We start from the raw sequence: 23,849 nt of genomic DNA on the forward strand, positions 1-23,849 counted from the left end.
TCTCCGATAGCCGCCGCGCCTTCCTCTATGTGACTTGGCGCAGAATAGCCGAGGTTCTGGCGGCACCGCCGAGATCGATGTCCGGGTTGCTCGGCTTGGGCCGCGACAGCGCGGACTTGACGGCTCCGGCCAGCAATTCGGTCGTCAATCCTGCCTCCGGCAGGGTCAATGCCAAGCCCAGTCTTTCCAGCCGCTCGGCCCTGACCGACTGCTCTGTTTCGCCGCCGGCCGTGAAGGGAACCAGAATGGCGCGGCAGCCGGCGACGAGAAGATCGCCGACGGTATTGTAGCCGGCTTGCGAGATCGATAGCTCCGCTCCCCGCAGGAGAGATGGAAAATCCTTGCGAAAGCGAACAAGCCCGACATTGCCGGGCGCGTCCTTGGCGAGATCGGCATAGTCCTGTTCGGGCAGGTTCGGCCCGGCGATCAAAAGCCAGCGGCGATCGGTCGCCACGCGGCTTGCCGCCTCCAGCGATGCGCGGATGAGATGGCGCCCGACAGCGCCACCGCCCGCCGATACGACGATATCGAAGGTTTCGGCAGGCTCCGGCGGCAAGGCTGGCGCGACGAGGCCCGTATAGGCGATCTTGTCGACGATCGCCCCGGTCAAGGGAAAGGTTTCCTCCAGCCGGACGAAATGCGGGTCGCCATGAACGAGCACGCCATCGAAGTGATCGCGAAGCAGGCCCACGGTCTCCTCGTCACGGCCCGGCTTCTTCTGCTGCTGCAGGATATCGCGCACCGAGGTGTAAAGTTTCGGCTTCGGATTTGCCTTCGAAACGGCATCGAGCAGCGGCAGAAGCTCGAAACGCATCTGCCTGCGGCCGAAGGGAAATGCCTCGATGACGACGACATCGGGCGCAGCCTGCCGGAAAGCATCGATCAGCAGATCGCGGCGGCGCGACAGAAAATCCTCGCCGACGGGATTGCCAGCCTGATCGGCCAGGCCGGAAAACCCGGCGCTGCTGGCGACCACGGCAGGCAATGTGACCGAGGTGACATCCGCCCCGGGGAAGCCATTCACCGGTATGCCGCCGGTGACAATAGTCACCTGGCAGCCATCCTTCGCCAAGGCACTGGCAATGCGGCTCGCGCGCGCCAGGTGGCCGATGCCGAGCAGATGCTGAACGTAGAAGAAGACGCGCAAGGGCTGGGAATGCGAGGCCGTCATGCGGATTTCCGCCATTGATCTTCCCTTTGCCATTGCTCCTCGAACAGCCGCGTCAATTGCCGGATGCTGGCATGATAATCAAAGTGCTCGCGCACCCGCGTTTCGGCCGCCTCCCCGAGCCTGTGGCGTAGCGCCGGGTTGCGAATGGCAGATTCCAGCACTGCTGCGAGCGCCTGCGGATCCTCGGATGGAACGACAAGACCATTCTCGCCATCCTCGAGCAACTCGGGAACACCGGAGATATTGGTGGAAACACAGACGAGACGCTGGCTCGATGCTTCCACGAGCACGTTCGGCAGGCCGTCGCGATCGCCATCGGCGGCCACGCGGCAAGCGAGCGCGAAGATATCGGCCTGACGATAATGGGAAAGCACATCCTCCTGTGCCAGCGCTCCCTTCCAGGTGATGCGATCGGCAATGCCGAGCGTATCGGCCAATGGCTTCAGCTTTGCCAGCCCATCGCCACCGCCGATATGGGTAAAGCGCCAGTTGAGATCGCCAGGCAACCGCGCCAGCGCCTTCAGCAATACGTCGTATCCCTTCTTTTCCACCGCGCGCCCGACGCTGAGAATGAGGGCGGGATTGGAAGCATCCGTGCCATCCCGATCGGAATGTTCGCCGGCGAAGGGGGCGAAGCGATCGAGATCCAGGCCGTGATAGCTCAGATAAACCTTATCATCCGCCTGGATCAGATCGCGCATGTGCTCGAAGCCGGTGCGCGTGCAGGTTACCGTCCAGCGGGCTCGGCCGAGCTTTTCCGAAAGCTCCCAGTCCGGCGACGTCCAGATATCCTTGGCATGCGCCGAGCAGGTCCAGGGGACGCCGGTCATGATGCTGGCATAGGAGGTCACGGAAGCCGGCGTATGGATGAAATGCGCATGCAGCCATTCGCCGCCATCAGGCCATTCATGCGCCAGAACCAATGCCTGGCCGAAACGCCGCACGCGGTTTGGGGCGATATCCCGCTTCAGGTCGGCCCAGAATTGCTTCAGGAGCGGTTTGAAGCCCGGCTTGCCGATGCCTGCAAAGAAGGCCCGCAGCACCCTCAGCGGTTCGTTGTGCAGATATTCCGGCAGATAGACCACGCGCGCCCTGATCTCGTCATGGACGGGATGGCGCTTCTTGTCCGTCGGCTTGCGCATCGAAATCAGCGTCAGGTCGAAGCCGGCCTTTTCCAGGCCAAGCAGCTCCTGCGCAATGAAGGTTTCCGACAGGCGAGGATAGCCCTTGAGGACCACCAGTATTTTCTTCCGCATCGACAGCTTCCGACGATCTATTCGGCAACGATAGACAGCGGCGTGTAGCGCTCGCGATCATCGAACCACTCGCCGATGGTGCGCGAAATATGCACCAGTCCTTCAAGGCGCATATTGCTGCTGCTCGCCGAGGGCGGCGCACGGTTCGGCAGGCGCTTCAAGGCGGCGGCAAGCTGCTTCGGATCGGCGGATTCTTCCGGCAGCAGCATGTCGACAAGGCCGAGCTCGCTGGCGCGCTGAGCGCGGATCAACTGCTCCTCACGCGGGCGGGTGCGCGGAATGATCAGCGCCGGCTTGTCGAAAGACAGGATTTCGCAATAGGTGTTGTAACCGCCCATGGCGACGACAGCCTTGGCGCCGGCGATCAGCTCTTCCATCTTGTTGTCGAACTCGATCACCTGCAGACAGTCGATCTTGCTGGCGCGCTCCAAGAGCTGGCTGCGCTCCTTGGCCGGCATGTAGGGGCCGAGGACGATCAGCGTCTTCTGCGTCAGGGAGCTGTCCTGCTCGAAAGCGCCGACGACATCGCTGACGAGATCGGCGCCATCGCCGCCGCCGCCGGTCGTCACCAGGATATAGTCTTCGTCGGGCACATGCTCGGACTTCGTCCCCAGAGTGGAAACGCTGCGCTGCAGGAAGCCGACAAACTCCATCTTCCGGCGCACGCCCGCGGGCACGTCGAGGCCGATAAGCGGGTCATGGAAATCCGGCGGACCGTAGACCCAGACACGATCATAGAATTGGTCGATCTTCTGCAGCACGTTGTTCTTCTTCCACTCCGCTTCCAGCAGGTGCGGCGCGTCCATGACATCGCGCATGCCCAGCACGAGCGTCGTGCCGCGCGCCTTGAGATAGGTCAGCGTCTCCTCGACCTCGCCCTTGAGGCCCAGCGGTTCCTTGTCGACGATGAAAACATCGGGCTGAAAGGTTTCCGCCGTATGGCGGATGATCGATTGACGCATCTTCAGCGTTTCCTGCAGGGCGACATGGCTCGCCATCGACGTATACTCGCCGTCACGCAGCTTGATCACGCTCGGCACTTTGACAAAATCCACGCGGGATCGATAGTCGAACGCCCCGGCAATCGTCGCGCCCGAGATAATCAGCACGTTCAGTCCGCGATAATCCTCCACGAGCGCATGCGCGATCGTCCGGCACCGCCGCAGGTGGCCGAGACCGAACGTGTCGTGGCTGTACATGAGGATTCGGGCATCTTCTAAGCGCCGCTTCATTGGCAAAACCTCTGGGGTAAAAGTCATAACGCGGTGTGTCGGCAAACGACATCCGCGGCCGCTCGTCGAATTTGCAACCTGTCTTCGCTATTCACCCTGCTATTTGTAGGGATCGGCGGCATCGCGCAAGCCGTCTCCTAAAAAGTTGAACGCCAGAATAACCAATATCACGGGGACCATCGGAAAAAGAAGCCACGGATAGAAGGCGATCACGCTGACGTTCTTGGCTTCGGTCAACAGGATGCCCCAGCTCGTGATCGGCGGTCGAAGGCCCAATCCGAGGAAACTTAGGGCAGTTTCACCGAGAATCATGCTCGGAACCGAAATCGTCGCGGTCGCGATCAGATGCGACATGAAGCCGGGGACGAGGTGACGTCCGATGACGCGCGGCGTGCTTGCGCCCATCAGCTGCGCGGCAAGCACATAGTCCTCCTCGCGCAAGGATAGAAGCTTGGAGCGCACGGCGCGCGCAAGCCCGGTCCAGTCCAGGATGCCGAGGATGATGGTGATGCCGAAGTAGACGATGATCGGGCTCCAGCTCACCGGCATGATTGCCGCAAGCGCCATCCACAGGGGTAGGCTCGGCAGCGACTGCAGCACCTCGATCACGCGTTGCACGAGAAGATCGAAAAGGCCGCCATGATAGCCGGCCAGACCGCCGATGACGATGCCGAGCACGAAGCTGATTGAAATACCGATCAAACCGATCGTCAGGGATATGCGTGCGCCATAAATGATGCGCGACAAGACGTCACGACCCAGCCGATCGGTTCCGAGCAGATACATCTGGCCGCCGGCGGCCGGGCAAACCAAATGAGCGTTCGAATCCACCAGCCCCCAGAAGCGATAGGCGTCGCCGCGACAAAAGAAGCGGATCGGCTGCACGTCAGCGGGATTGTCGACATAGATCCGGCGCAGCGTATCGATATCGAGCGTCATCTTGCGGCCGTAGACGAACGGTCCGACGAAATTACCCTTGTCGAAGAGGTGGATCATCTGCGGCGGCGAATGAATATAGTCGACATTGCGGGTATGCAGCCCGTAAGGCGCCAGGAACTCGGCAATCACGATCATGCCATAGGCCAGCAGCAGGAAAATGCCGGACGCAAGCGCAAGTTTGTGCTTCTTGAACTTCCACCACATCAGCTTCTTTTGCGAAGCCATATAGTAGCGTTGCTGGCCGGCGGACATGGCCTCGAACTGATTCGGATCGAAATCCGCATTCGAGACATAGTGCTCCAGAGGGGCACCGGGCTTTGGCAGGGATACGCTCACTTTGTGCTCCTGCCTTGCAAGCGGATGCGGGGATCGAGAAAGCCAAGGGCGATATCGGAGATCAGCACGCCGATGACGTTGAGAAACGCCAGGAACATCAGGAAGGAGCCGGCAAGATACATATCCTGGCTCTGCAACGCCCTGATCAGCATCGGGCCGGTCGTCTCCAGAGACAGCACGATGGCGGTGATCTCGGCGCCGGAAATGATCGACGGCAGGATCGATCCGATATCGGCGACGAAGAAATTCAGCGCCATGCGCAACGGATATTTCACAAGCACCCTCAATGGATGCAACCCCTTGGCGCGCGCGGTGACGACATATTGCTTCTGCATCTCGTCAAGCAGGTTGGCGCGAAGGCGGCGGATCATGCCCGCCGTGCCGGCCGTGCCGACGATGATGACCGGAATCCAAAGATGCGACAGGATCGAGCGCGCCTTTTCCCAGCTCATCGGCTGCGACAGATATTTCTGATCCATCAGATGGCCGATCGATACGCCGAACCAGACATTGGCGAAATACATCAGGATCAGCGCCAGCATGAAATTCGGGATGGCGATGCCGAGCAGCCCAAGGAAGGTCAGCCCGTAATCGCCCCAGCTATATTGATGGGTGGCGGAATAGATGCCGATCGGGAAGGCGATCAACCAGGTCAAAAGGATCGTCGTCATCGACACGAGGATGGTCAGCCAGAGCCGGTCGCCGACGACTTCCGACACCGGCAGCTGATATTCGAAGGAATAGCCGAAATCGCCGTGCAGCATACCCCCAGCCCAGTGCAGATATTGAAGCGGCAACGGCTTGTCGAGCCCGTATTCGTGGCGAAGATTCTCCATGTCCTGAAGATTGGCGGTGTCGCCCTGAGCGCGCAGTTCTGCGATCTGGCTATCGAAGAAGTCGCCAGGCGGCAGCTGGATGATCGTAAAGACCAGCATCGAGATGACGACGAGGGTCGGAAGCATCACCGCAGTGCGCCAGAGAATATATCTAAGCATTGGGGCGATCCTCCTTCATCCAGAAGGTGTCCGGCATATAGACGCCGAGCAGGCAGGTCGGATCGAAGCCGTAGAGTGCCTTTTCCGGAACATTCTGCATGCGGGCCGAATGCACGATGGGCTGGAAAGTGCCGTTGATCAGACCGATGGAGAAAACCTGGTCCGTATAAATCTTCAGCATCTTGTGCCAGACCTCGGCCCGCTCGAAGGAGGAGGCAGCCTCTTCCCATTCGCCCAGCAGCCTGACCAGCTCGGCGGCTTCCGGCACGTCCGGCGCCACCCCTTGCGTCTGACGCGACAGATAGTACATGCCCCAAAGCGGCCATTGCATCTGGTCATTGGCCGTCGGCGCCAATTCGCCCGGATTCATGTCGGCCGTTGCCACCCCATTGTCGAGGCCGTACCACAGCGACATCAGAATGCGGCCGCCCATGGCGCGGCTGCGGAAAATATCACGCTGGGACACGCGAATATAAAGTGCAATGCCAATCTTGCGCCAGTGATCGGTGACCAGCTCCAGCACGTCGGAATCGAGCGTACTTTCGCCCGGTGTCTCCACGGTGATTTCCATTCGCCGACCGTCTGGCAACAAGCGGACGCCGTCTTCATCCCGCTTGTCAAGACCGACAGCGTCCAGAAGAGCATTGGCCTGATCCGGATCGTGCTCGATCCAGGCAGAGGCATATTCAGGTTTGAAAAGCGGGCTATCGGGCAACACCGTGTTGGCGCTTGCCGTTCCGAGACCGTAGAAGACAGCCATATTGATCTCGTGACGATCGATCGCAAGCGACAACGCTCTGCGCACCCGAATATCGCGCAAGAGGTCGCGCCAGACGGCGTCGGCGCTGTTCAGATTGGGGTACAGGGCAACACGCGACCCGCGCGCCGCTTTCCAGAGATTGACCTTGATCTTGCTTGGGTCGCGCTTCTCCGCCTCCTTCAGGAAGGTATAGTCGTTGAAGTCTATGCCGGTTGCCTGCAGGTCGCTCTCTCCCGCGCCGGTCTTGGCCGGAATGATCGACGAGGAACTGATGTTCAGGATCATACGATCGATATAGGGCAGTTGCCGGCCGTTCTCGTCGACGCGATGGAAATAGGGATTGCGCTCGAACACGAACTGCTCGGCCGGCGGTGCCGTCATGTTTCGCCAGGGATCGAGCACCGGCAGATTGGGATTTTCAGGGCGGTACGAGCGGCCCATCTTGATATGCAGATCCTGCCATTTCTTCGTCCGGTTTTCCTGCATCAGCGAGGAAAGACGGATCTTGTCCTGATATTTCTTGTGGAACTGCTTTAGGTAGTGGGCGGGCCCGGCAATGACGAGCGGCTGCGGAGCGGCGAGGATCGGCAGGAAATTCGGATTGGGGTCATCCCAGGAGTAACGCACCGTCAGTTCGTCGAGCATCTCGAAACGCGGCAGGCTTCCGTGCGGACGCAGTTCGAGCGCTCCGCCGCCTGGTGTCAATTCCTTGTTGAGAATGACATCCTCCCACCAGTAGCGGAAGTCGTTGGCGGTAAACGGATGTCCATCGGACCATTTGTGTCCGTCACGCAGCTTGAAAGTGAAGACTGAGTCGTTGACGGCGGAATAGGATTCCAGAATATCCGCCTGCAGTGTCAGCGTGCGATCATAACCCACAAGGCGCGCATAACCGTAGATCGTCATGAAACGGATATCGTTCTGAGTGCCGATGATCGTGCGAATGGAACCGCCGTAGCGGCCGGGCGTGCGCCCCATGGCGGCGACGTTGACAACGCGCGGAAATTTCGGCAGCCGCTTCGCAAGATGCGGCATCTGACCGGCCCGCAGCCAATCGGCGAGATAATCCGGTTCGTTATCGACCTCCGCCGCGGCAAGAGGCGGCGCCAACATGGTGGAAGCCAGCAGGCTCAGGAAGGTTCGACGCGTTACCATTTGCGCAGCTCCTGGGCTTCGACGCCCCGGCGAGCGCGGACGAAATGGCCGCCCCCCAGATCAGCATAGGCAAGTTCTCCGTCCGCACCTTCAGAGAATTGCGGTCCCCATTTCTGTTTGGCTGCCGGTCCCTCGCTGTTCAAGGCGGAGAAATCCAGCGGCCGGTCGAGATCGGGGAACGGGACGGCGGCGAGCAACGAGCGCGTATAGGGGTGGACAGGATCACGCAGAATGATTTCGCGCGGCGCGATTTCGACGATGCGTCCCCGCGCCATGACCGCGATCCTGTCGGCCATGTAGTCGACCACGGCGAGATTGTGCGAGATGAACAGGTAGGTCAGGCCGAGTTCCTTTTGCAAGTCCTTGAGGAGGTTCAGGATTTGCGCCTGAACGGACACGTCGAGCGCCGAGACCGGTTCATCCAGGATGAGAAGCTTCGGCCCAAGTGCCAGGGCGCGCGCAATGCCGATACGCTGGCGCTGGCCGCCGGAGAAACTGTGCGGGTAGCGGCTGAGAAAATGCTTGTCGAGGCCGATCGCCTGCATCAGCGCCTCGACTTTCTCCTTGCGCTCGGCACTGTCGCCATGCCCATGGATCTCCAGGGGCTCGCTCAGGATATTGCGGATCGTCATGCGTGGAGAAAGGGACGAAACCGGATCCTGGAAGACCATCTGTATCTTCGTGCGCAGATCCATCAATTCGTCGCCCCTGACGGAAAGCACGTCGATCTTGCCGCTGCCATCGTCGAAGCTGACGGAACCGCTGTCGGCCGTGATGCCGCGCATGAGGATCTTGCTCACTGTCGTCTTGCCGCAGCCGCTCTCGCCGACCAGGCCAAGACATTCGCCGCGGCGGATATCGAAGCTGACATTATCGACCGCGCGGAACTTCGTGCCGTCCCGCCTGCCGAACAGTCCGCCAGCCTTCGATGTATAGGTCTTGGTCAGGTTGCGCACGCTGAGCAGGACATCGGGCGCCGTGCCGGCGGCTGGTGCGCCGTGGCCGATCAGCTTCTTCTTGCCGGAGAAGGTGCCGAGATTGACGGGGACATCCCGCAAGGACTTCAACCGCTCCCCGGGTTTCATGTCGAAATGCGGCACCGCCGACATCAGGGCCTTCAAATAACGATGCTGCGGCTGGCGGAAGATCGTTTCGACCGGCCCGGCCTCCATGATCTCGCCGTGGTAGATGACGACGACCTCGTCGGCCATATTCGCGACGACGCCGAGATCATGGGTGATCAGGAGCATCGCCATGTTGAATGTCTGCTGGAGATTGCGCAGCAAACCGAGAATTTGCGCCTGGATGGTGACGTCAAGCGCGGTCGTCGGTTCATCGGCAATCAGAAGCGCCGGATTGCAGATCAGCGCCATCGCGATCATCGCACGCTGGCGCATGCCGCCGGAGAGCTCGAAAGGATACATGTCGAAGGTATGGTAAGGATCCTGAAAGCCGACGAGGTTCAGCATTTCCTCCGTCTTCTCGCGCTGCTCCGCCCTGCTGCTGCCAGGGCTGTGAATGCGGAGCACTTCGCTGATCTGGTTGCCCACCGTATGCAACGGCGACAGCGACGTCATCGGCTCCTGGAATATCTTGGCCATGCGCGCGCCGCGCAGCCTGCGCATGGCGACGCCGTCACGCGGCAGTTGGAGAAGATCGGTGGTCTCGCCGTCGAGCGGGTCGGTAAAAAGAATCCGCCCCGTCGCAGTCGCCGGCGTCGGCAGAATGCCCATGATCGACTGGCTGATAATGGATTTGCCGGAGCCGGACTCGCCCACGAGTGCCGTGACCTTGCCGGGAAGCACTCTCAAACCTGCATTTTTGACGACGCGCAGATTGTCCCCGTAAAGGGAAAACGAGACGTCGAGGTTCTCGATACGCAGTAGATCAGTCCCTGACGCCATACATATTACTTCCCGCTCACATGACCTTTGTGGCCTTAAGCGGCACACTAACGTAGGGCATAACGGGTGTCTAGCTGGTCAAAGCGATGCAAAGACTGTAAAAAATCTGTCGTCTTTCCAGTGATATATCGGCCTATGCTGACCTAGCTGGCAGCAGGGGTCACTGGATCAGGTTTTCGACTTGAACGCGGCCCTCGAACTTCTTGGCATCCCTGTGCAACAGGATAACCTGCTCGGCTTCGGAGAGCCCGTCCGCCGCCGTATCGTGGAAAACCTCCGCGATACCATTGGTGACAGCTGCGGCCATCGGAGAGACCACGGTAAAGCGCTGGCGCACTCCGCGCAGCTTTTCCTCGCCGAGCGTTCCCCACTCGCAGTCGGTGTAGCCGGAAAAGGCCTGGCTCGCGACGACCTCCGTCGCATATTTCTTGGTCAGGGACTGCAACCGTTCCACCTCGTTGACGGCGGCGCCGAAGGCCGAGAAGGTCAGCCGATCCTTCAAGCCGACATTGCCGAACATGACATTGCCGACATGCAGGCCTATTCCGTAACGCACTTCGCTCAGGTTGCGCGATTGGCGATCCTTGTTGAGGGCGGTAACGCGGCGCTGCGCCTCGAAGACGGCCGATAACGCCGCCTCGCAGGCCACCTTGGACGGATCCTTGTGCCGCCCGCAGGGATAGACCGCCAGAAATCCGTCGCCGAGAAAGCTCAGGATTTCGCCGCCATTGCGGTTGAAGGGCGCCGCGATCGCATCGAAGAATTCGTTCAGCGTATCGATATAGGCCTGTCGCCCCTCCTTCTCGGCATAGACGGTGGATTGCCGCATATCGCCCATGACCAGCGCCGCGCGGATCGTCTCGCCGTCGCCGCGGCGGACCTGCCCGTTCAGCACGCGGTTGCCGGCATCGCCGCCGAGATAGGTGGTCAGCATGTTGTTGGCGAGCTTACCCAGAACCGCCATCTTCGCCGCCATGGCGAGATGGTTCTGCATGCGCATCAGCGCTCCGATCATCTCCTCGCTGAAGCCGCCGAGGCTGTCGGTGGACCAGGAGCCCATCATGCCCTGGACCGAGCCGGCCCCGAAGGTCTGCACGAAGGCCAGGTAGTCGGTCACCTTCTCCTTGCGCAGATCCTCGAAAATCGGAAACTCCGCGGCTCCGTCCACATCGATCCGACGACGCAGATGCAGAAGATTATTGGACAGGAGATAGTAATAAGGGCTCTGCATGAAGCGTTCCGGCTTATCGTTTACATGGCGATAGCCTTCGATCGTCAGACCGCCGGCCCGCCGCCAGGTAAAGCCGAGGGCGTCATACAGCGGATGTAGCATGGAAAAGGTGAGATGCACGCGAATGAGCGGCATTCCCGTCGCCGCCATGCGCTCGCAGAAGCCCCGCAAGATGGTCTCGAGGTTTTCGCCGGTCAACGCCGCCTGCGTCAGCCATTCCGCCACTTTGTCGAGAAGAATATCGGAAACACTCGAACGAATAGTCATTATTCTCGCGGTCCATCCTTAATGCCTGATGTTTCGCCCCAGCCATGAAAAGCCGTCAGTTCCGCCTGCCGCCATCTCGAAACCCCGGCCTATCGGCTCAGGTCGGATGAAATCACCATGCGACAGCGTCGATGCCGTTCTTTGCCAGGTCATGTCGACGTCAGAAAATTCGGCTGCATTTCTCCCGCGCCCCCGCATCTGAAATACAGCAAAAAACAATCGCCGCAAGCGACGACTCTCGTTTTGTTCTCTTTGAGATAAGGCGCATATGCCGCTGAAACAATGGGTAAAAACGAAGCGGATCGATAAAAATCGCAACTGCAACCCAAGCGAGCCGAATGCGTCGTCGCTCCATCACGCGAAAATCACTCGCCCGCGGCAAGCTCGGGCGGCCTCTTTTCCCGCAAGGCCGTAGCCGCCATTGCATACCCCCCGCTCGCACCATCGATGAAATGCATATGGTCGCGCATGAGCGGGGTGGGCACGAAGCAGGTCATCAGGGCACTGTCCTGCCGGTGCAGCCCGAAGCGACAGACACCTTCGGCCTCGGCCTGCAGCAGACGCGCCTCGATGCGTGCGAGATGCGCGGCATCGACGTCGATGGTCATTTTCAACCCGTCGTCGAATTTGCGGAAATCGGAATTTGCGGCAAGGTCCCGCCGATAGATCTTGGCATCGAAGGTCGCGGTCCTGACGCCGAACTTGTCGAGAACCCAGACGAGGACGATCTGCGCATCGATGGCCAGCTTGCGCCACCAGCGATCGGCGGGGGCTGCCACGGCGCGCGCTTCGATATCCGCGCCGCCGAAGCTCAACACGGGCGTTGGGCCTTCGACCGGCACCGGATGGCCGTCGCGGTTCTGCTCCGCGGAAATGGCGATGATGTCGGCGACAAGCCGCTGGAATCCTGCGTCGTTGCCGGCATCGCCGGGAATGGCGATGATGGAGACGATCTCGCCATTTTGCGCCTCGATCGGGTTCCAGCGACAGGAAAGGCCGGTCAGATCCGGTTCCACCTTTGCCGACAGCGCCTCGACGACGAAGTTCCCTGCCTTCATCTGCCTTTCCGCCCAACTCGTACCGCCACCGGAAAACATGGCATAGGAAACGTAGCTGCTCGGGTTGAAGCGGGCGACCCGCACGTCCAGGCCCTCGCCGCGGATCACCGTCATCGGTACCAGGGCCGTGCGCAGATCGAGTTGCAGTTCCTCCTTTACCCACGCCCGAACGGCCGCCAGCGCATGGCGCACCCGCTCCTCGCCCGACGGCGGGATCGCCACCAATGCGCCGTCGCCTCCGAAGGCGAAGGGATAGTCGCCTCTGTCCAATGCGTTGAGCACGGCGGAAATCACGCTGGCGCCCGCCATGTTGACGGATTTGTAATGGCCGGCGGCAATCGCCTTCGTCGAGCTGACGATATCGGCGACCGCGATCAGCCAGTCGTCCGGCAGCGGCTGATAATTGGCGCTGTCGGTCACGCCCTCGAAACGGGCAAAGCCCGTGAGCTTATGGAAGAAATCATCTTTGGATGGCTCGACCATGATATTTCCCCCTTCACTGAGCGCCGCGACGATCTATCCCTACAGCAAATGCGCCGAAAAACCAGCGGGCGGTCGACGCCGCGACGCGGGCCGTGCTACTCCGGTCGAGAGAGGCACAAGACGCCAAGGATATTAGAAATACGATGAGCCGCCTGGATAGTTTCATTCGCCGCCTGAGCGCGCAGCGCGACATCCTCAACGCCGTTGCCGACGAGGTCAGAGCGCTTGACGGTCCCGTGCTGGAACTGGGGCTCGGCAATGGCCGCACCTTCGACCACCTGCGCGAACTTTTCCCGGATCGCCGCATCATCGCATTCGATCGGGCGGCCAATGCCTACGGCCCTTCCATGCCGTCGGCCGACAACCTCATCCTCGGTGAAATCAAGGATACGGCCAAGAGCTTCGTCGGCGCGAAGGCCTCTCTTGCCCACGCCGATATCGGCACCGGCTACGAGGACAAGGATGCGGTGACCTTGACCTGGCTGCCCGGGATCATGGTCGGCGTGCTCGTTTCAGGCGGGATCGCCGTCAGCGGCCTTCCTCTGGATCATCCAGATCTTCAAGCACTGCCCCTGCCCGCAACCGTCAAGGAAAGGCGCTATTTCATCTATCGGCGTCGCTAAGGCATTTTCCAGGAAAAGTGAACTGCTCTGGTTTCAGCGCAGAAACAGAACATCGAACTGCTCGCCTTCGCTGGGCAGTTCGACGACTTTCATGGTCTGCTCGCCATCTTCGAAAAATGCCAGACATTCGCCGTAGTGCCTGGCGAGATCGGCAATGAAAGCCTTGGCCTGATCCTTGCCGTAGAAGCTAGGGGTAAATTCCATATAGAGCGGCACCTTGCGCGCCATCAACGCCTGCATCGAGCGGCATGCGACCGGCTCATAGCCTTCGATATCCATCCAGATCAGGCCGATATCGGCGGGATCGATGCCGGCCTGCTGCAGAATGTCGGGAACGGGCAGGACGGGAACCGAGATTTTCTCGTCGGTTGCGCTTTGGCGCAATGCGCTGCTTTTGCCGTGATTCTTGTGATTGAGATAAAAGTCGAGCTGCCCGCCGCGATCGCCGGCGGCGCAGTTGACCGCGGTTACCATCCCCTGCAGGCCGTTGTCGGCAATGTTGATCGCCAGCAGCCGGAAATTGCGCGGGTCCGGCTCGACGCTGACAATGCGGTCATAAGCGCCGCTGAGGGCGAAATAGCAGGTTTGCGTGCCGATATTGCCACCGAGTTCCAGAAGAACAGAGCCCTTGCGCACCAGGCCGCGCTCGCGCAGCACGCTCAGCAGCCGGTCGACATGATCGCGCTCGAAATGCCCTTTGCGAAACACCTTGCGGCCGATGTAATCGGCCGGCGAGAAGCTCAGGACATGGTCGCCGCAGTCCACCGTCATCGTCTTGACGCGCGGGCCGAGCGCGCTGACGAGGATGTCCCGGCCCAGGCGCGTGTCGAACAGGCGGGTGGCGATCGCATCCCGTTTCCTGCGAAATGCGCGGCGCCAGTATTTTCTTGTCAGCATCTTGCGGTCGAACATGCCGAGCATCCCTACACCAGGGCCGTCCCGTTGCAAACGGAGAACATCGGCTGATGCGCTGCCGGCGCCCTGTCCGGGACATCAGGCAAAGCGGCTGCTCGTTTCCTTCGAAACGATATAGACCCGCAGGGGCTCGCCGCGGCCTCGAACGGCAATCTCGCGGCTTTCGATGCCTTCCATATCGACCTCTGAAAGCCGGGCCACCGGCTCGGAAAAGACGAGCGCGCTGTTGAATTCCTTGGCGGCGCTTTCCAGGCGGCTGGCGACATTGACTGTGTCGCCGATCGCCGTCACGTTCTTGACGCTGCCATATCCCATCGAACCGACCACGGCCGAGCCGCTGTGAAGGCCGATGGCGATTTCAAGCGGAGCGGCCAGCTCGTCGGCCAATTCCGCGCTGAGCTTGTCGATCTCCTGAACGATCGCGGCCGCGGCCTTCAATGCCTGCCGGTTTGCCTCCTTCGGTGTGGTGCGCAGGCCGAAGAGCGCCATGGCGCCATCGCCGATGAACTTGTCCATACGGCCGCCATTCTCCTCGATGATGCGGCCGACGATGGCGAAATAGCGGTTGAGCAGGAAGACGATGTCGAAGGGCAGGCGCGATTCCGTCAGCGAGGTGAAATGGCGCAGATCGCAGAAGAAGACGACGATCTCGCGCTCGCGGCCGGGGCTGGCGGTCTGGCTATAGACGGGGATCGTCGCCTCGGCCATCGGCGTCAGGAGCGGGAGGACGCTGACATTGCCGGTCGGGCGCAGCTGGCAGGCAAGCCTGACATCCGGCGTGGCACCGATCCGGTTCAAGGTCTTCTGTTCCAGCGGCTCCGGCAGCGGCAGGTTTTCCGCGCCCTCGATGATCTGGACACGGCAGGTGGAGCACTGGCCCTTGCCGCCGCAAACCGAGTAATGCGGGATGCCGCCAAGGCGGCTCGCTTCGAGCACGCTGAAGCCGCGCGGCGCGTGCACGACCTCGCCGCCCGCATAGCGGATGGCGACCTGATATTGCCGCTCGCGCAATCTGCGATGCGCACGAAAGCCGAAGAGAGCGACGATCGACAGGCTGAAGGCGCCATAGAACCCGGCGCGATAGGGCCATAGAGTCTCGGCCATCTGGCTGCCCGGCACCGATCCCTTCTCGCCATAGCTTCGCACGTCGCTATAGTAGCCGCCTTTGTAGCCGCGTTCATCTTCCTGGGCAGCCTCGTGCGTCACGGCCTTGCCCATTGCGGCAAAGCCGAGCAGGGCAAGAACCGGCAGAACGATGGCGAACGACAGTATCACGGGCGCGATCGCCATGTACCAGGCACGATAGCGCAGCCAGAAATGAACACCGATGCAGCCATGAAGCCAAACGATCAGAAGCACCAATGACTGGCGCACACCGTTGACCGGCGACGTAACCCACAGACTGTGCACGATCGCGCGGTAGGTGTCGTGATAGCCGTAAATCTCATGCACGATTCGGGTGCCGACGATGTGATCGATCAGGAGCAGCGGCACCAGCAGGCCCGTGACGATCTGGAAGGCCTCGCCGGCGGGCATGACGAGCGTGCGGCGCCTGTAAAGCATCCGCAGCACGAGCAGAATATGGACGATCAGCGCTCCATAAAGAAGCACGGTTCCCACGGGGTTGCGCCAGACCGCCATGAACCAATGTTGCGCGTGTTCGGCCACCCCGAGCGAAATCAACCCGAGGGCATGATTGGCCAGATGCATGATCACGAAGGCGAATACGATCAAACCGGAGCCAAGGCGCAGCTTTCGCACAAGGCGATCGGACATGATTGGCTTTCTTGCCTCGATGGTCATCAAACCCAATGTATATTGCCCGTTCACAACAGGTGAGAAAACGGCTATCGCCTATTCATCTAGCCGCAACGCCGCACACTGTCGAGGATGCGGCTTTTTGAAGCAGGGACCTTATTGTCACGCAACCGGTCGGAATTCGGGCAATCCTCTCACAATTCGGGCTCGTACCATCACTTAATCGTCAACCACGCGCCGGCAGCATGAAGATCGTCTTTTACGCCCCCTTGAAATCTCCCGGCCACCCGGTCCCTTCGGGCGACCGGCTGATGGCGCGCCAGATCATCGCGGCGTTGGAGATGGCAGGACATCAGGTTGAGGTCGCTTCCGAATTGCGAAGCTTCACGCCGACGCCGGAAGCCGCCCCACGCATGGAGATTGCCCGGCAGGCGGAGGGCGAAGTGGCTCGCCTGGTCGAGCGCTGGCAGGACGAGACGGCGCCCGACCTGTGGTTCACTTACCACCCCTATTACAAGACCCCCGATCTCATCGGCCCGTCGATCGTGAGAAGGTTCGGCATTCCCTACGTCACGGCCGAGGCATCCTATTCCCGCCGCCATGATGAAAGCGGCTGGGGTAAAAACCAGCGCCTCATCGCCGACGCCGTACGGCTTGCCGCCGTCAATCTGTGCTTTACCAAAAGGGACCGGATCGGCCTTGAGGATGCGATCCCGGACGGCCGCTACGAGCGCTTCCTGCCCTTCATCGATGCCGCGCCCTTTGTCCGCTCGTCCCCGGATCCGCGGCGGCTGATCACCGTGGCAATGCTGCGCAAGGGCGATAAGTTCGACAGCTACAGCATGCTGGCCAAAGCGCTCGATCTCATCCGCGATCGGGATTGGACCCTCACCATCATCGGCGATGGACCGATGCGGGCCGAGGTAAGGTCGCTGTTTTCCACCTTCGACGAAAGCCGGATAGAGTGGCTCGGGCAACGGTCCACCGCGGAGATCGCTGAGGAGCTTGCGACCGCCGGCCTCTATGTCTGGCCCGGTTGCAACGAGGCTTATGGCCTCGCCTATCTCGAGGCGCAGGCGGCAGGCCTCCCCGTGATCGCGCAGGCGACGGCCGGCGTGCCGGAAGTGGCGATGGCGGGCAAAACCGGATTGCTGACGCCGGAGGGCGATCTGGAGGCCTATGCCGATGCGATTTCGCGGCTTCTCGGCGATCAGCATCAGCGACAGGCCATGGCGGACGCCGCCTACAGCTTCGTTCATCAGGAGCGTTCCTTGAGCGCCGCATCGAAGCGGCTCGAAACCATTCTTCGAAACTATCTGGGAGACACTCATTATGAACGATAGAGCCGAGTGGCAGCCCCTGCGCGACGAGTTGCGGCGCTGGAGCGCGGCCGGGCGAACGGCGAAGCTATGGTTCCGCGACGACGACGCCATCGAGCCGACCCCTGCCCTCGATCGACTTCTATCGCTTTCCAATCGGTTCGACGTGCCCATGGCACTCGCGATCATTCCGGGGCCAACGGGCAAGCCTCTGGCCGAACGGCTGGCGGGCGATAGCCGCATCACGGCGACAGTGCATGGCTGGACGCATCAGAACTATGCTCCTGATGACACCAAGAAGCAGGAGCTCGGCCTGCATCGGCCAAAGGCTGTCGTGCTTGATGAGCTTCATCGCGGCTTCGACAAGCTGCAAGCCCTTTATCCCGCGCAGTTCGTCCCGCTGCTGGTGCCGCCGTGGAACCGGATCGACGATGGGCTGCTGCCGCATCTCGAACCCTTCGGCTATCGTGCTGTCTCGGTCTTCGGGCTGGCTAAACAGGCACCTATTGGCTTGGTCAACACGCATATCGACATCATGAGATGGCACGGTGTGCGTGGAGGCTTGCCGCATGCTGAAGTGATCGGGCGCCTCGTGGAAGAACTCCAGAACCGCTTCGATGGCAATGACGAGCCGATCGGCGTGATGACCCACCATCTCGTCCACGATGATCTCGCCTGGGATTTCGTCACGGCACTGTTTGCGGAAACGGCCGGCCATGCCGCCATCGAATGGCGGCCGGTCGGCAATTTCATCCACTAGAGCGCTTCTGATTATGTTTGAATCGTGGATTCGAACTAAGCCGCTGATCGCGGCGATTTGAGGCAGGCTTTGACGAGAGCGCCCTGACTGAGAGGATGGTTGTGTTGCAACCCACCCTTCAGACAGGAGGCCCCGATGGCTGAGATGAGCCCTCTTCGCCGCCGGATGATTGAGGACATGACGGTCCGCAATTTGTCCCCGGCGACCCAACGATCCTACATCAGTGCAGTCCGGAAGTTCAGCCGCTATTTCGCCCGATCGCCTGATCGGCTCGATCTTGACGATATTCGTAGCTTCCAGGTTTACCTCGTCTCAACCGGGATATCCTGGGCATCGTTGAACCAGATTGTATGCGCTCTTCGGTTTTTCTATGGGATCACTCTGGGTCAGGACGATGTCCCCGAGCGGATCCCGTACGCGCGCGAGCCACGGAAACTTCCTGTTATTCTGTCGGCGGACGAAGTGGTGCAATTTCTTGAGGCCGTCTCCAGTCTGAAGGCGCGCGTGGCGCTGACTACGGCTTATGCTGCTGGCCTCAGGGTCGGTGAGGTCTGCGGACTGAAGGTCGAGGATGTCGACAGCTCCCGCATGGTGATGCATGTTCGCCATGGTAAAGGCGCCAAAGCCCGATACGTTATGCTGTCGACAGAACTGCTCGGCATCCTGCGCAGCTATTGGCGTCTATCGCGCCCCACGGCATTCCTTTTTCCAGGGCGTGATGCCGACAAACCGATCGAACCGACAGTCTTGAATGCCGCTTGCCGATCGGCGGTTGCCGCAACGGGTCTTTCAAAACGCGTCACCGTTCATACGTTGCGGCATTCCTTTGCCACTCACCTACTGGAGAATGGCACTGACATCCGGATCATCCAGGTCCTGCTCGGCCATGCCCATCTGTCGAGCACGGCACACTATACGCAGGTTTCCACCGACACGATCCGATCAACAGCCAGCCCACTTGATCTGTTGCAGCTGGAGGTGACGCCGCCGGGATCGTAAATCGGTTGCGCCCGACCTTCGAAGTCGCCGACATCTTCCGGCGACATGGGGACTCTTATAGGTGGGAGAACGTCGGTCATCTTGGCCGCGGCGAACGACGCGTCATGGGCGCGATAGAAGCTTGCCGGACACCCAGGCTCGGGGGTCACGTCGATGCCTGCGACGAGTGCGGCAAGACCCGCATCTCTTACAATTCCTGCCGTAACCGCCACTGCCCGAAGTGTCAGGGCGCGGCTCGCAAGGAGTGGGTCGACGCACGCGTCGCCGATCTCTTGCCAGTCCCATACTTCCATGTGGTCTTCACGCTACCGCGTGGCGTCGCCGAGATCGCCTTCCAGAACAAGGCGGTCGTCTATGCATTGCTGATGCGGATCTCAGCCGAGACGCTGCAGACCATCGCGGCCAACCCCAAATGGCTGGGCGCCGAGATCGGCGTCACCGCCGTCCTTCACACTTGGGGCCAGGCGATGACCCACCATCCCCATGCCCATTGTCTCGTGCCGGGCGGCGGTCTTTCACCAGACAGATCAAGGTGGGTCGCGTGCCGACCGGGCTTCTTTCTACCCGTTCGGGTGTTGTCACGCCTGTTTCGGCGACTCTTTCTGACCGCCCTCGCTGAAGCTTTCGCCCAAGGTGAGCTGCACTTCGTCAACGAACTCGCTCATCTCAACGACGACAACACATTCACCTGCCATCTCTCGCGCGCTCGCAGCATCGAATGGGTCGTCTATGCCAAGCCGCCCTTCGGTGGGCCGGACCAGGTGCTTGCCTATCTCGGCCGCTACACCCATCGTGTCGCTATCGCAAACAGCCGTATCGTTCATGCCGATGGCGACCACGTCGCCTTCCGATGGAAGGATTATCGTGGCAATGGTCGCGACCGTGACAAGATCATGCGCCTTCGTCCCTACGAGTTCATTCGGCGCTTTCTCCTTCATGTAATTCCGGATGGTTTCCACCGCATGCGCCACTTCGGCTTTCTCGCCAATTGTCATCGGCGGGATCGTATCAGTCTCTGCAGAAGCCTCCTCGGCCAGCCATCACCAACAGGCGGGCAACCCCATTCAGCCAAATCGCAGCAAACGCACTCCTACGAATGCCCCGACTGCCGGCGCCCCATGCGTAGGACAGGCGTCAACGTTGCACCAGTTGCGCCCCTCCGACCTTCATCCTTCCGGTGCGATACATCATGACGCCCGACAATCCGCGCCACGTTATACGACCACAGACCCAGCGCATCTCCAGCGTGCGATATCGCTTGACCTTAGCCAGGTCAAAAGACCGCCGGTACCGACCCATTTCGCAAATAGATCCCCGAAACGTACGGCAAACCGCTCCTGAAAGCGTACATTCGACCTATCTTCCCGATGGACCGGCCGTGGCTAAATTGTTCCCGGTACCGCTCCGGCGGGCGTGCTCTAAAATTCCCCATAGCAGCGTCAAACTACCCGCGCCTTAGTTCAATCCGGCTTACATGAGGTCGCCCGAATTCGCCGGACCGCCTGATGCGCCCTCAAATAACCCTCCAGATTCCCTTTTGGGTTCGAATGTGATTCAAGATGTTGGCTGAGAGGAGGTCAGCATCGATGGTCGCACCTCTTTCGAATGATCTGCGTGAACGTGTCGTGGCTGCTGTCACGGCGGGAGAGAGCTGTCGCTCGGTGGCCGCGCGGTTCGGTGTCTCAGTCTCGTCTGTCGTGAAGTGGTCGCAGCGGTATCGCCGCAGCGGTTCCGTCGCGCCCGGTCAGATGGGAGGGCATCGCAAGCGCCTTTTGGAACCGCATCGTGCTTTCATAGCCGAGCGGATTGCTCAGAGCCCGCAAATCAGCCTGCACGGTCTCAAGGCCGAACTGGCGGTGAGAGGCATCATCGTCTCGCATGACGCCGTTTGGCGCTTCCTGCGCCGCGAGGGGCTGCGCTTCAAAAAAAACGATGTTTGCCCTCGAGCAGGCGCGCACTGATATCGTCCGTCGACGCAAGCGCTGGCAGTCATGGCAGACGCGGCTCGACCCTCAAAGGCTCGTGTTCATCGACGAAACCTGGATCAAGACCAATATGGCGCCGCTCTACGGCTGGGGTTTCAAGGGTAGGCGCCTGCGTGGCTTTGCGCCGCATGGTCATTGGCGCACTTTGACCTTCGTCGGCGCGCTCCGGGCCGATTGTCTCACCGCACCCTGCGTCTTCGACGGCCCGATCAATGGCCAGTGCTTCAGGGCCTATGTCGAACAACAACTCGTCCCGACGCTGCGGCCAGGCGACATCGTCGTCATGGACAATCTGGGCAGCCACAAATCCGCGCAGATACGCCAGTTGATCAAGGCCGCCGGCGCAAGGCTTTGGTTTCTGCCGCCCTATTCACCAGACCTCAATCCAATCGAGCAGGCCTTCGCCAAGATCAAGCATTGGATGCGAAAAGCGCAAACGCGCACCATCGAAGACACCTGGCGATATATCGGCTCACTCGTCCAGACAATCGGCCCAGACGAGTGTGCCAACTATCTTGCCAACGCTGGCTATGCTTCAAACAAAACATGAAACGCTTGTCTTATGACTTTTGCTGCCGAACAGGCGAAGAATGAGCCGCTGAGAGAGGGTAGCCGCCCTCCCACAGCGGCGAGGGTCGGATCGTTGAAACGCAGACCGTTTGACGGGTCGAGCTAGAGTCGGATCGCCCTCGTCTTTCTCTTTGGTCCTGAACGGATACCCGGAGTTTGGCTCCGGACGACAAGCAGAGGACAAGCGAAAGATGACAAAGGATACCATTGGCGTCGATATCTCGAAAGATCATCTCGATGCCCACCGGATGAGCGACGGCGCGATCCGCCGCTTCGCCAACGACAGTGTCGGCCACGGAGCTTTCATGAGCTGGCTCGGCCAGCTTGAGACCATTCATGACACACGCATCGTCTATGAACCGACAGGCCCTTATCACCGGGCCTTCGAGCGTCGGCTGGCTGCGGCAGGCGCGGCCCTCGTCAAGGTTAATCCACGCCAGGCACGGCGTTTTGCCGAAGCCACGGGCAAGCTCGCCAAGACCGATCGGCTGGACGCCGCTATGCTGGCGCGCATGGGGGCACTCCTTGAACTCGAAGCACGGCCGGCACGCAGCCCGATCCTCAACGACCTCAAGGACTTGCACATGGCCCGCGAGGCGCTGGTCAAGAACCGCACCGCCGCCAAGAACAGGGCAAAGAACCTGACTTTGACCGTGCTCAAGCGTCACAACGCCGAGCAACTCAGGCAGATCGAACGCCAGATGGCCGCGATCGAAAGGGAGATCATGATGCTCATCAAGGACAATCTCGTCCTCGCAAGACGCTTCGAAAGCCTCATTTCGATCCCCGGCATCTCAGCAACCACCGCCTTCGCGCTTCTCATCGACATGCCCGAACTCGGCACGCTCGCCCACGGCCAAGCAGCCTCGCTTGCTGGCCTGGCTCCCGTCGCACGGCAGTCCGGGACATGGACCGGCCGTGCCTTCATCCGCGGCGGCCGGGCAAAGCTGCGACAGGCACTCTACATGCCGGCGCTTGGCGCTATGCGCTTCAATCCCGACCTCAAGGCAAAATACGACCAGCTCAAAGCTGCCGGAAAAGCACCGAAGGTTGCCATCACAGCCATCATGCGAAAGCTCATCGTGCTCGCAAACGCATTGCTCAGGGACGGCCGAGAATGGACGGCAACCCCTACTTGACCAACACGGATACTCTAGCGCAATTCCACCGAGCCCAGCCGTCGCGGCAAGCTTCAGAGCTGCAGCGACTGCCCGTCAAAGGCGACGAATGCACCGGGGAAGCTTTTCTGCGCATCGCGCTGCATGTCGTCCAGCTCGCGGTCGGTGCGGCCGGGAGCATGGTGAAACAGGGCCAGCCGCTTGGCGCCGGCCTTCTTGGCGAGCTTGATGCCCTCCTGCCATGTGGAATGGCCGAAGCCCAGATATTTCGGCATCTCGGCTTCGAGATAGGTCGCGTCATATACTACGAGATCGGCATCGGCCATCAGGGCCAGCGCGGCTTCATCGAGCTTACCGGCTATATGCTCGGTATCGTAGACCAAGGCGATGACCCTGCCCGACCATTCGATGCGATAGCCGATGCAGCCGCCCGGATGGTTCAGCCTGGCCGTATGCATCACGATGCCGGGATGCGGCTTCAGCGTATCGCCGGCGGCGAAATCGCGAAAACCCATCTCGGCGCGACAGATATCGGGTTCGACGGGGAACCATGGCGGCCGCATGAACTGGCCGATCAACTGCCGGGTCGTCGTCTTGCCGGCAAGATGACCAGACCAGAGATCGACACTGACCCTCGGATCATAGATGGCATTGAAGAAGGGCAGCCCGATAATGTGGTCGTAGTGCGAATGCGTGAAGAAGAGATCGATGTTGCGGACCCCTTCCTTGGCCAGATACGACGCCGCTTCGCGCAACCCCGTCCCGGCGTCGAATAAGATATGCCTGCCATCATGCCGTAACTCAATGCACGACGTATTGCCGCCGTACCGCTCAAATTCCGGTCCCGATACAGGGATGCTTCCCCGCACGCCCCAAAATTTCAGCTCGAAACTATCGTTATTCATGGAAGTTTTTACACCATTCCCCTTTCGGTCAAAAAAAGCACACTTTTGCTGTCGTGCGAAGCCAGCAATTTTCCAAAAGTCGCGCGGTGGTAAAAACTGGATCTCATCGT

The 23,849-nt window shown here is 60.6% G+C and carries 19 protein-coding genes; 7 read left to right on the forward strand and 12 right to left on the reverse strand.

The features are described from left to right. Positions 1–25: 25 nt before the first annotated feature. The 9 genes from CCGE531_RS25670 to CCGE531_RS25710 form a co-directional block, all read right to left on the reverse strand. Entirely contained in the window at positions 26–1,171 is a 1,146-nt protein-coding gene (locus CCGE531_RS25670; protein WP_120669445.1) for a glycosyltransferase, read from the reverse strand. Further along, complete coding sequence (locus CCGE531_RS25675) at positions 1,168–2,433, reverse strand: glycosyltransferase family 4 protein (protein ID WP_205586517.1); 1,266 nt, start codon at positions 2,431–2,433, stop codon at positions 1,168–1,170. Before CCGE531_RS25675 ends, CCGE531_RS25670 begins: the two co-directional genes overlap by 4 nt. 11 nt (positions 2,434–2,444) lie before the next feature. Next, on the reverse strand, positions 2,445–3,659 hold the full coding sequence (locus CCGE531_RS25680) for a glycosyltransferase family protein (protein ID WP_120668985.1): 1,215 nt from the start codon (positions 3,657–3,659) through the stop codon (positions 2,445–2,447). Positions 3,660–3,758: 99 nt separating this feature from the next. Further along, positions 3,759–4,934, reverse strand: a complete 1,176-nt coding sequence (locus CCGE531_RS25685) for an ABC transporter permease (protein WP_120668987.1) — start codon at positions 4,932–4,934, stop codon at positions 3,759–3,761. Then, entirely contained in the window at positions 4,931–5,929 is a 999-nt protein-coding gene (locus tag CCGE531_RS25690) for an ABC transporter permease (RefSeq protein WP_120668989.1), read from the reverse strand. Before CCGE531_RS25690 ends, CCGE531_RS25685 begins: the two co-directional genes overlap by 4 nt. Next, on the reverse strand, positions 5,922–7,844 hold the full coding sequence (locus tag CCGE531_RS25695; RefSeq protein ID WP_120668991.1) for an ABC transporter substrate-binding protein: 1,923 nt from the start codon (positions 7,842–7,844) through the stop codon (positions 5,922–5,924). The genes CCGE531_RS25690 and CCGE531_RS25695 overlap by 8 nt, the downstream gene beginning before the upstream one ends. Continuing rightward, entirely contained in the window at positions 7,838–9,748 is a 1,911-nt protein-coding gene (locus tag CCGE531_RS25700) for an ABC transporter ATP-binding protein (RefSeq protein ID WP_120668993.1), read from the reverse strand. Before CCGE531_RS25700 ends, CCGE531_RS25695 begins: the two co-directional genes overlap by 7 nt. Before the next feature lie 160 nt (positions 9,749–9,908). Next, complete coding sequence (locus CCGE531_RS25705; RefSeq protein WP_205586999.1) at positions 9,909–11,249, reverse strand: adenylate/guanylate cyclase domain-containing protein; 1,341 nt, start codon at positions 11,247–11,249, stop codon at positions 9,909–9,911. A gap of 362 nt (positions 11,250–11,611) precedes the next feature. Continuing rightward, complete coding sequence (locus CCGE531_RS25710; protein ID WP_120668997.1) at positions 11,612–12,787, reverse strand: DUF3095 domain-containing protein; 1,176 nt, start codon at positions 12,785–12,787, stop codon at positions 11,612–11,614. A gap of 143 nt (positions 12,788–12,930) precedes the next feature. On the opposite strand from CCGE531_RS25710, the gene CCGE531_RS25715 reads away from it, so the two are divergent. Further along, positions 12,931–13,410 carry a class I SAM-dependent methyltransferase gene (locus tag CCGE531_RS25715; RefSeq protein ID WP_120668999.1) on the forward strand — a complete coding sequence of 160 codons (480 nt, stop codon included), beginning with the start codon at positions 12,931–12,933 and terminating at the stop codon, positions 13,408–13,410. Between the two features lie 33 nt (positions 13,411–13,443). Here CCGE531_RS25715 and CCGE531_RS25720 read toward each other — a convergent pair whose 3' ends face one another. Both CCGE531_RS25720 and CCGE531_RS25725 read right to left on the reverse strand, forming a co-directional pair. Continuing rightward, positions 13,444–14,322: an FkbM family methyltransferase gene (locus CCGE531_RS25720; protein WP_120669447.1), complete on the reverse strand. Its 879-nt coding sequence runs from the start codon at positions 14,320–14,322 to the stop codon at positions 13,444–13,446. Between the two features lie 81 nt (positions 14,323–14,403). Next, positions 14,404–16,128, reverse strand: a complete 1,725-nt coding sequence (locus CCGE531_RS25725) for an adenylate/guanylate cyclase domain-containing protein (protein WP_120669001.1) — start codon at positions 16,126–16,128, stop codon at positions 14,404–14,406. A 200-nt stretch (positions 16,129–16,328) separates the two neighbouring features. On the opposite strand from CCGE531_RS25725, the gene CCGE531_RS25730 reads away from it, so the two are divergent. The 6 genes from CCGE531_RS25730 to CCGE531_RS25755 all read left to right on the forward strand — a co-directional run bounded on the left by CCGE531_RS25730 (position 16,329) and on the right by CCGE531_RS25755 (position 22,855). Further along, positions 16,329–17,426, forward strand: coding sequence for a glycosyltransferase family 4 protein (locus CCGE531_RS25730; protein WP_120669003.1), 1,098 nt, complete (start codon positions 16,329–16,331; stop codon positions 17,424–17,426). After that, positions 17,416–18,162, forward strand: coding sequence for a polysaccharide deacetylase family protein (locus CCGE531_RS25735; RefSeq protein ID WP_120669005.1), 747 nt, complete (start codon positions 17,416–17,418; stop codon positions 18,160–18,162). The genes CCGE531_RS25730 and CCGE531_RS25735 overlap by 11 nt, the downstream gene beginning before the upstream one ends. A 135-nt stretch (positions 18,163–18,297) precedes the next feature. Continuing rightward, the gene (locus CCGE531_RS25740; protein ID WP_120662595.1) at positions 18,298–19,161 is read left to right on the forward strand and encodes a tyrosine-type recombinase/integrase; all 864 of its coding nucleotides are present in this window, start codon (positions 18,298–18,300) and stop codon (positions 19,159–19,161) included. A gap of 5 nt (positions 19,162–19,166) precedes the next feature. After that, entirely contained in the window at positions 19,167–20,354 is a 1,188-nt protein-coding gene (locus tag CCGE531_RS25745) for an IS91 family transposase (RefSeq protein WP_120662594.1), read from the forward strand. 393 nt (positions 20,355–20,747) lie between these two features. After that, positions 20,748–21,696 (forward strand): IS630 family transposase gene (locus CCGE531_RS25750; protein WP_120669007.1). Its coding sequence is split into 2 segments (ribosomal slippage): positions 20,748–21,083 and positions 21,085–21,696, totalling 948 coding nucleotides; the frame shifts between segments, so codons are not numbered across the junction. A gap of 211 nt (positions 21,697–21,907) precedes the next feature. Next, positions 21,908–22,855, forward strand: a complete 948-nt coding sequence (locus CCGE531_RS25755; RefSeq protein WP_120669009.1) for a transposase — start codon at positions 21,908–21,910, stop codon at positions 22,853–22,855. A gap of 53 nt (positions 22,856–22,908) precedes the next feature. On the opposite strand, the gene CCGE531_RS25760 is transcribed toward CCGE531_RS25755, so the two are convergent. Then, complete coding sequence (locus CCGE531_RS25760) at positions 22,909–23,739, reverse strand: MBL fold metallo-hydrolase (RefSeq protein ID WP_120669011.1); 831 nt, start codon at positions 23,737–23,739, stop codon at positions 22,909–22,911. Positions 23,740–23,849: the final 110 nt, after the last annotated feature.

This window comes from Rhizobium sp. CCGE531, from assembly GCF_003627795.1.
In the GTDB taxonomy this organism is placed as follows: Bacteria; Pseudomonadota; Alphaproteobacteria; order Rhizobiales; family Rhizobiaceae; genus Rhizobium.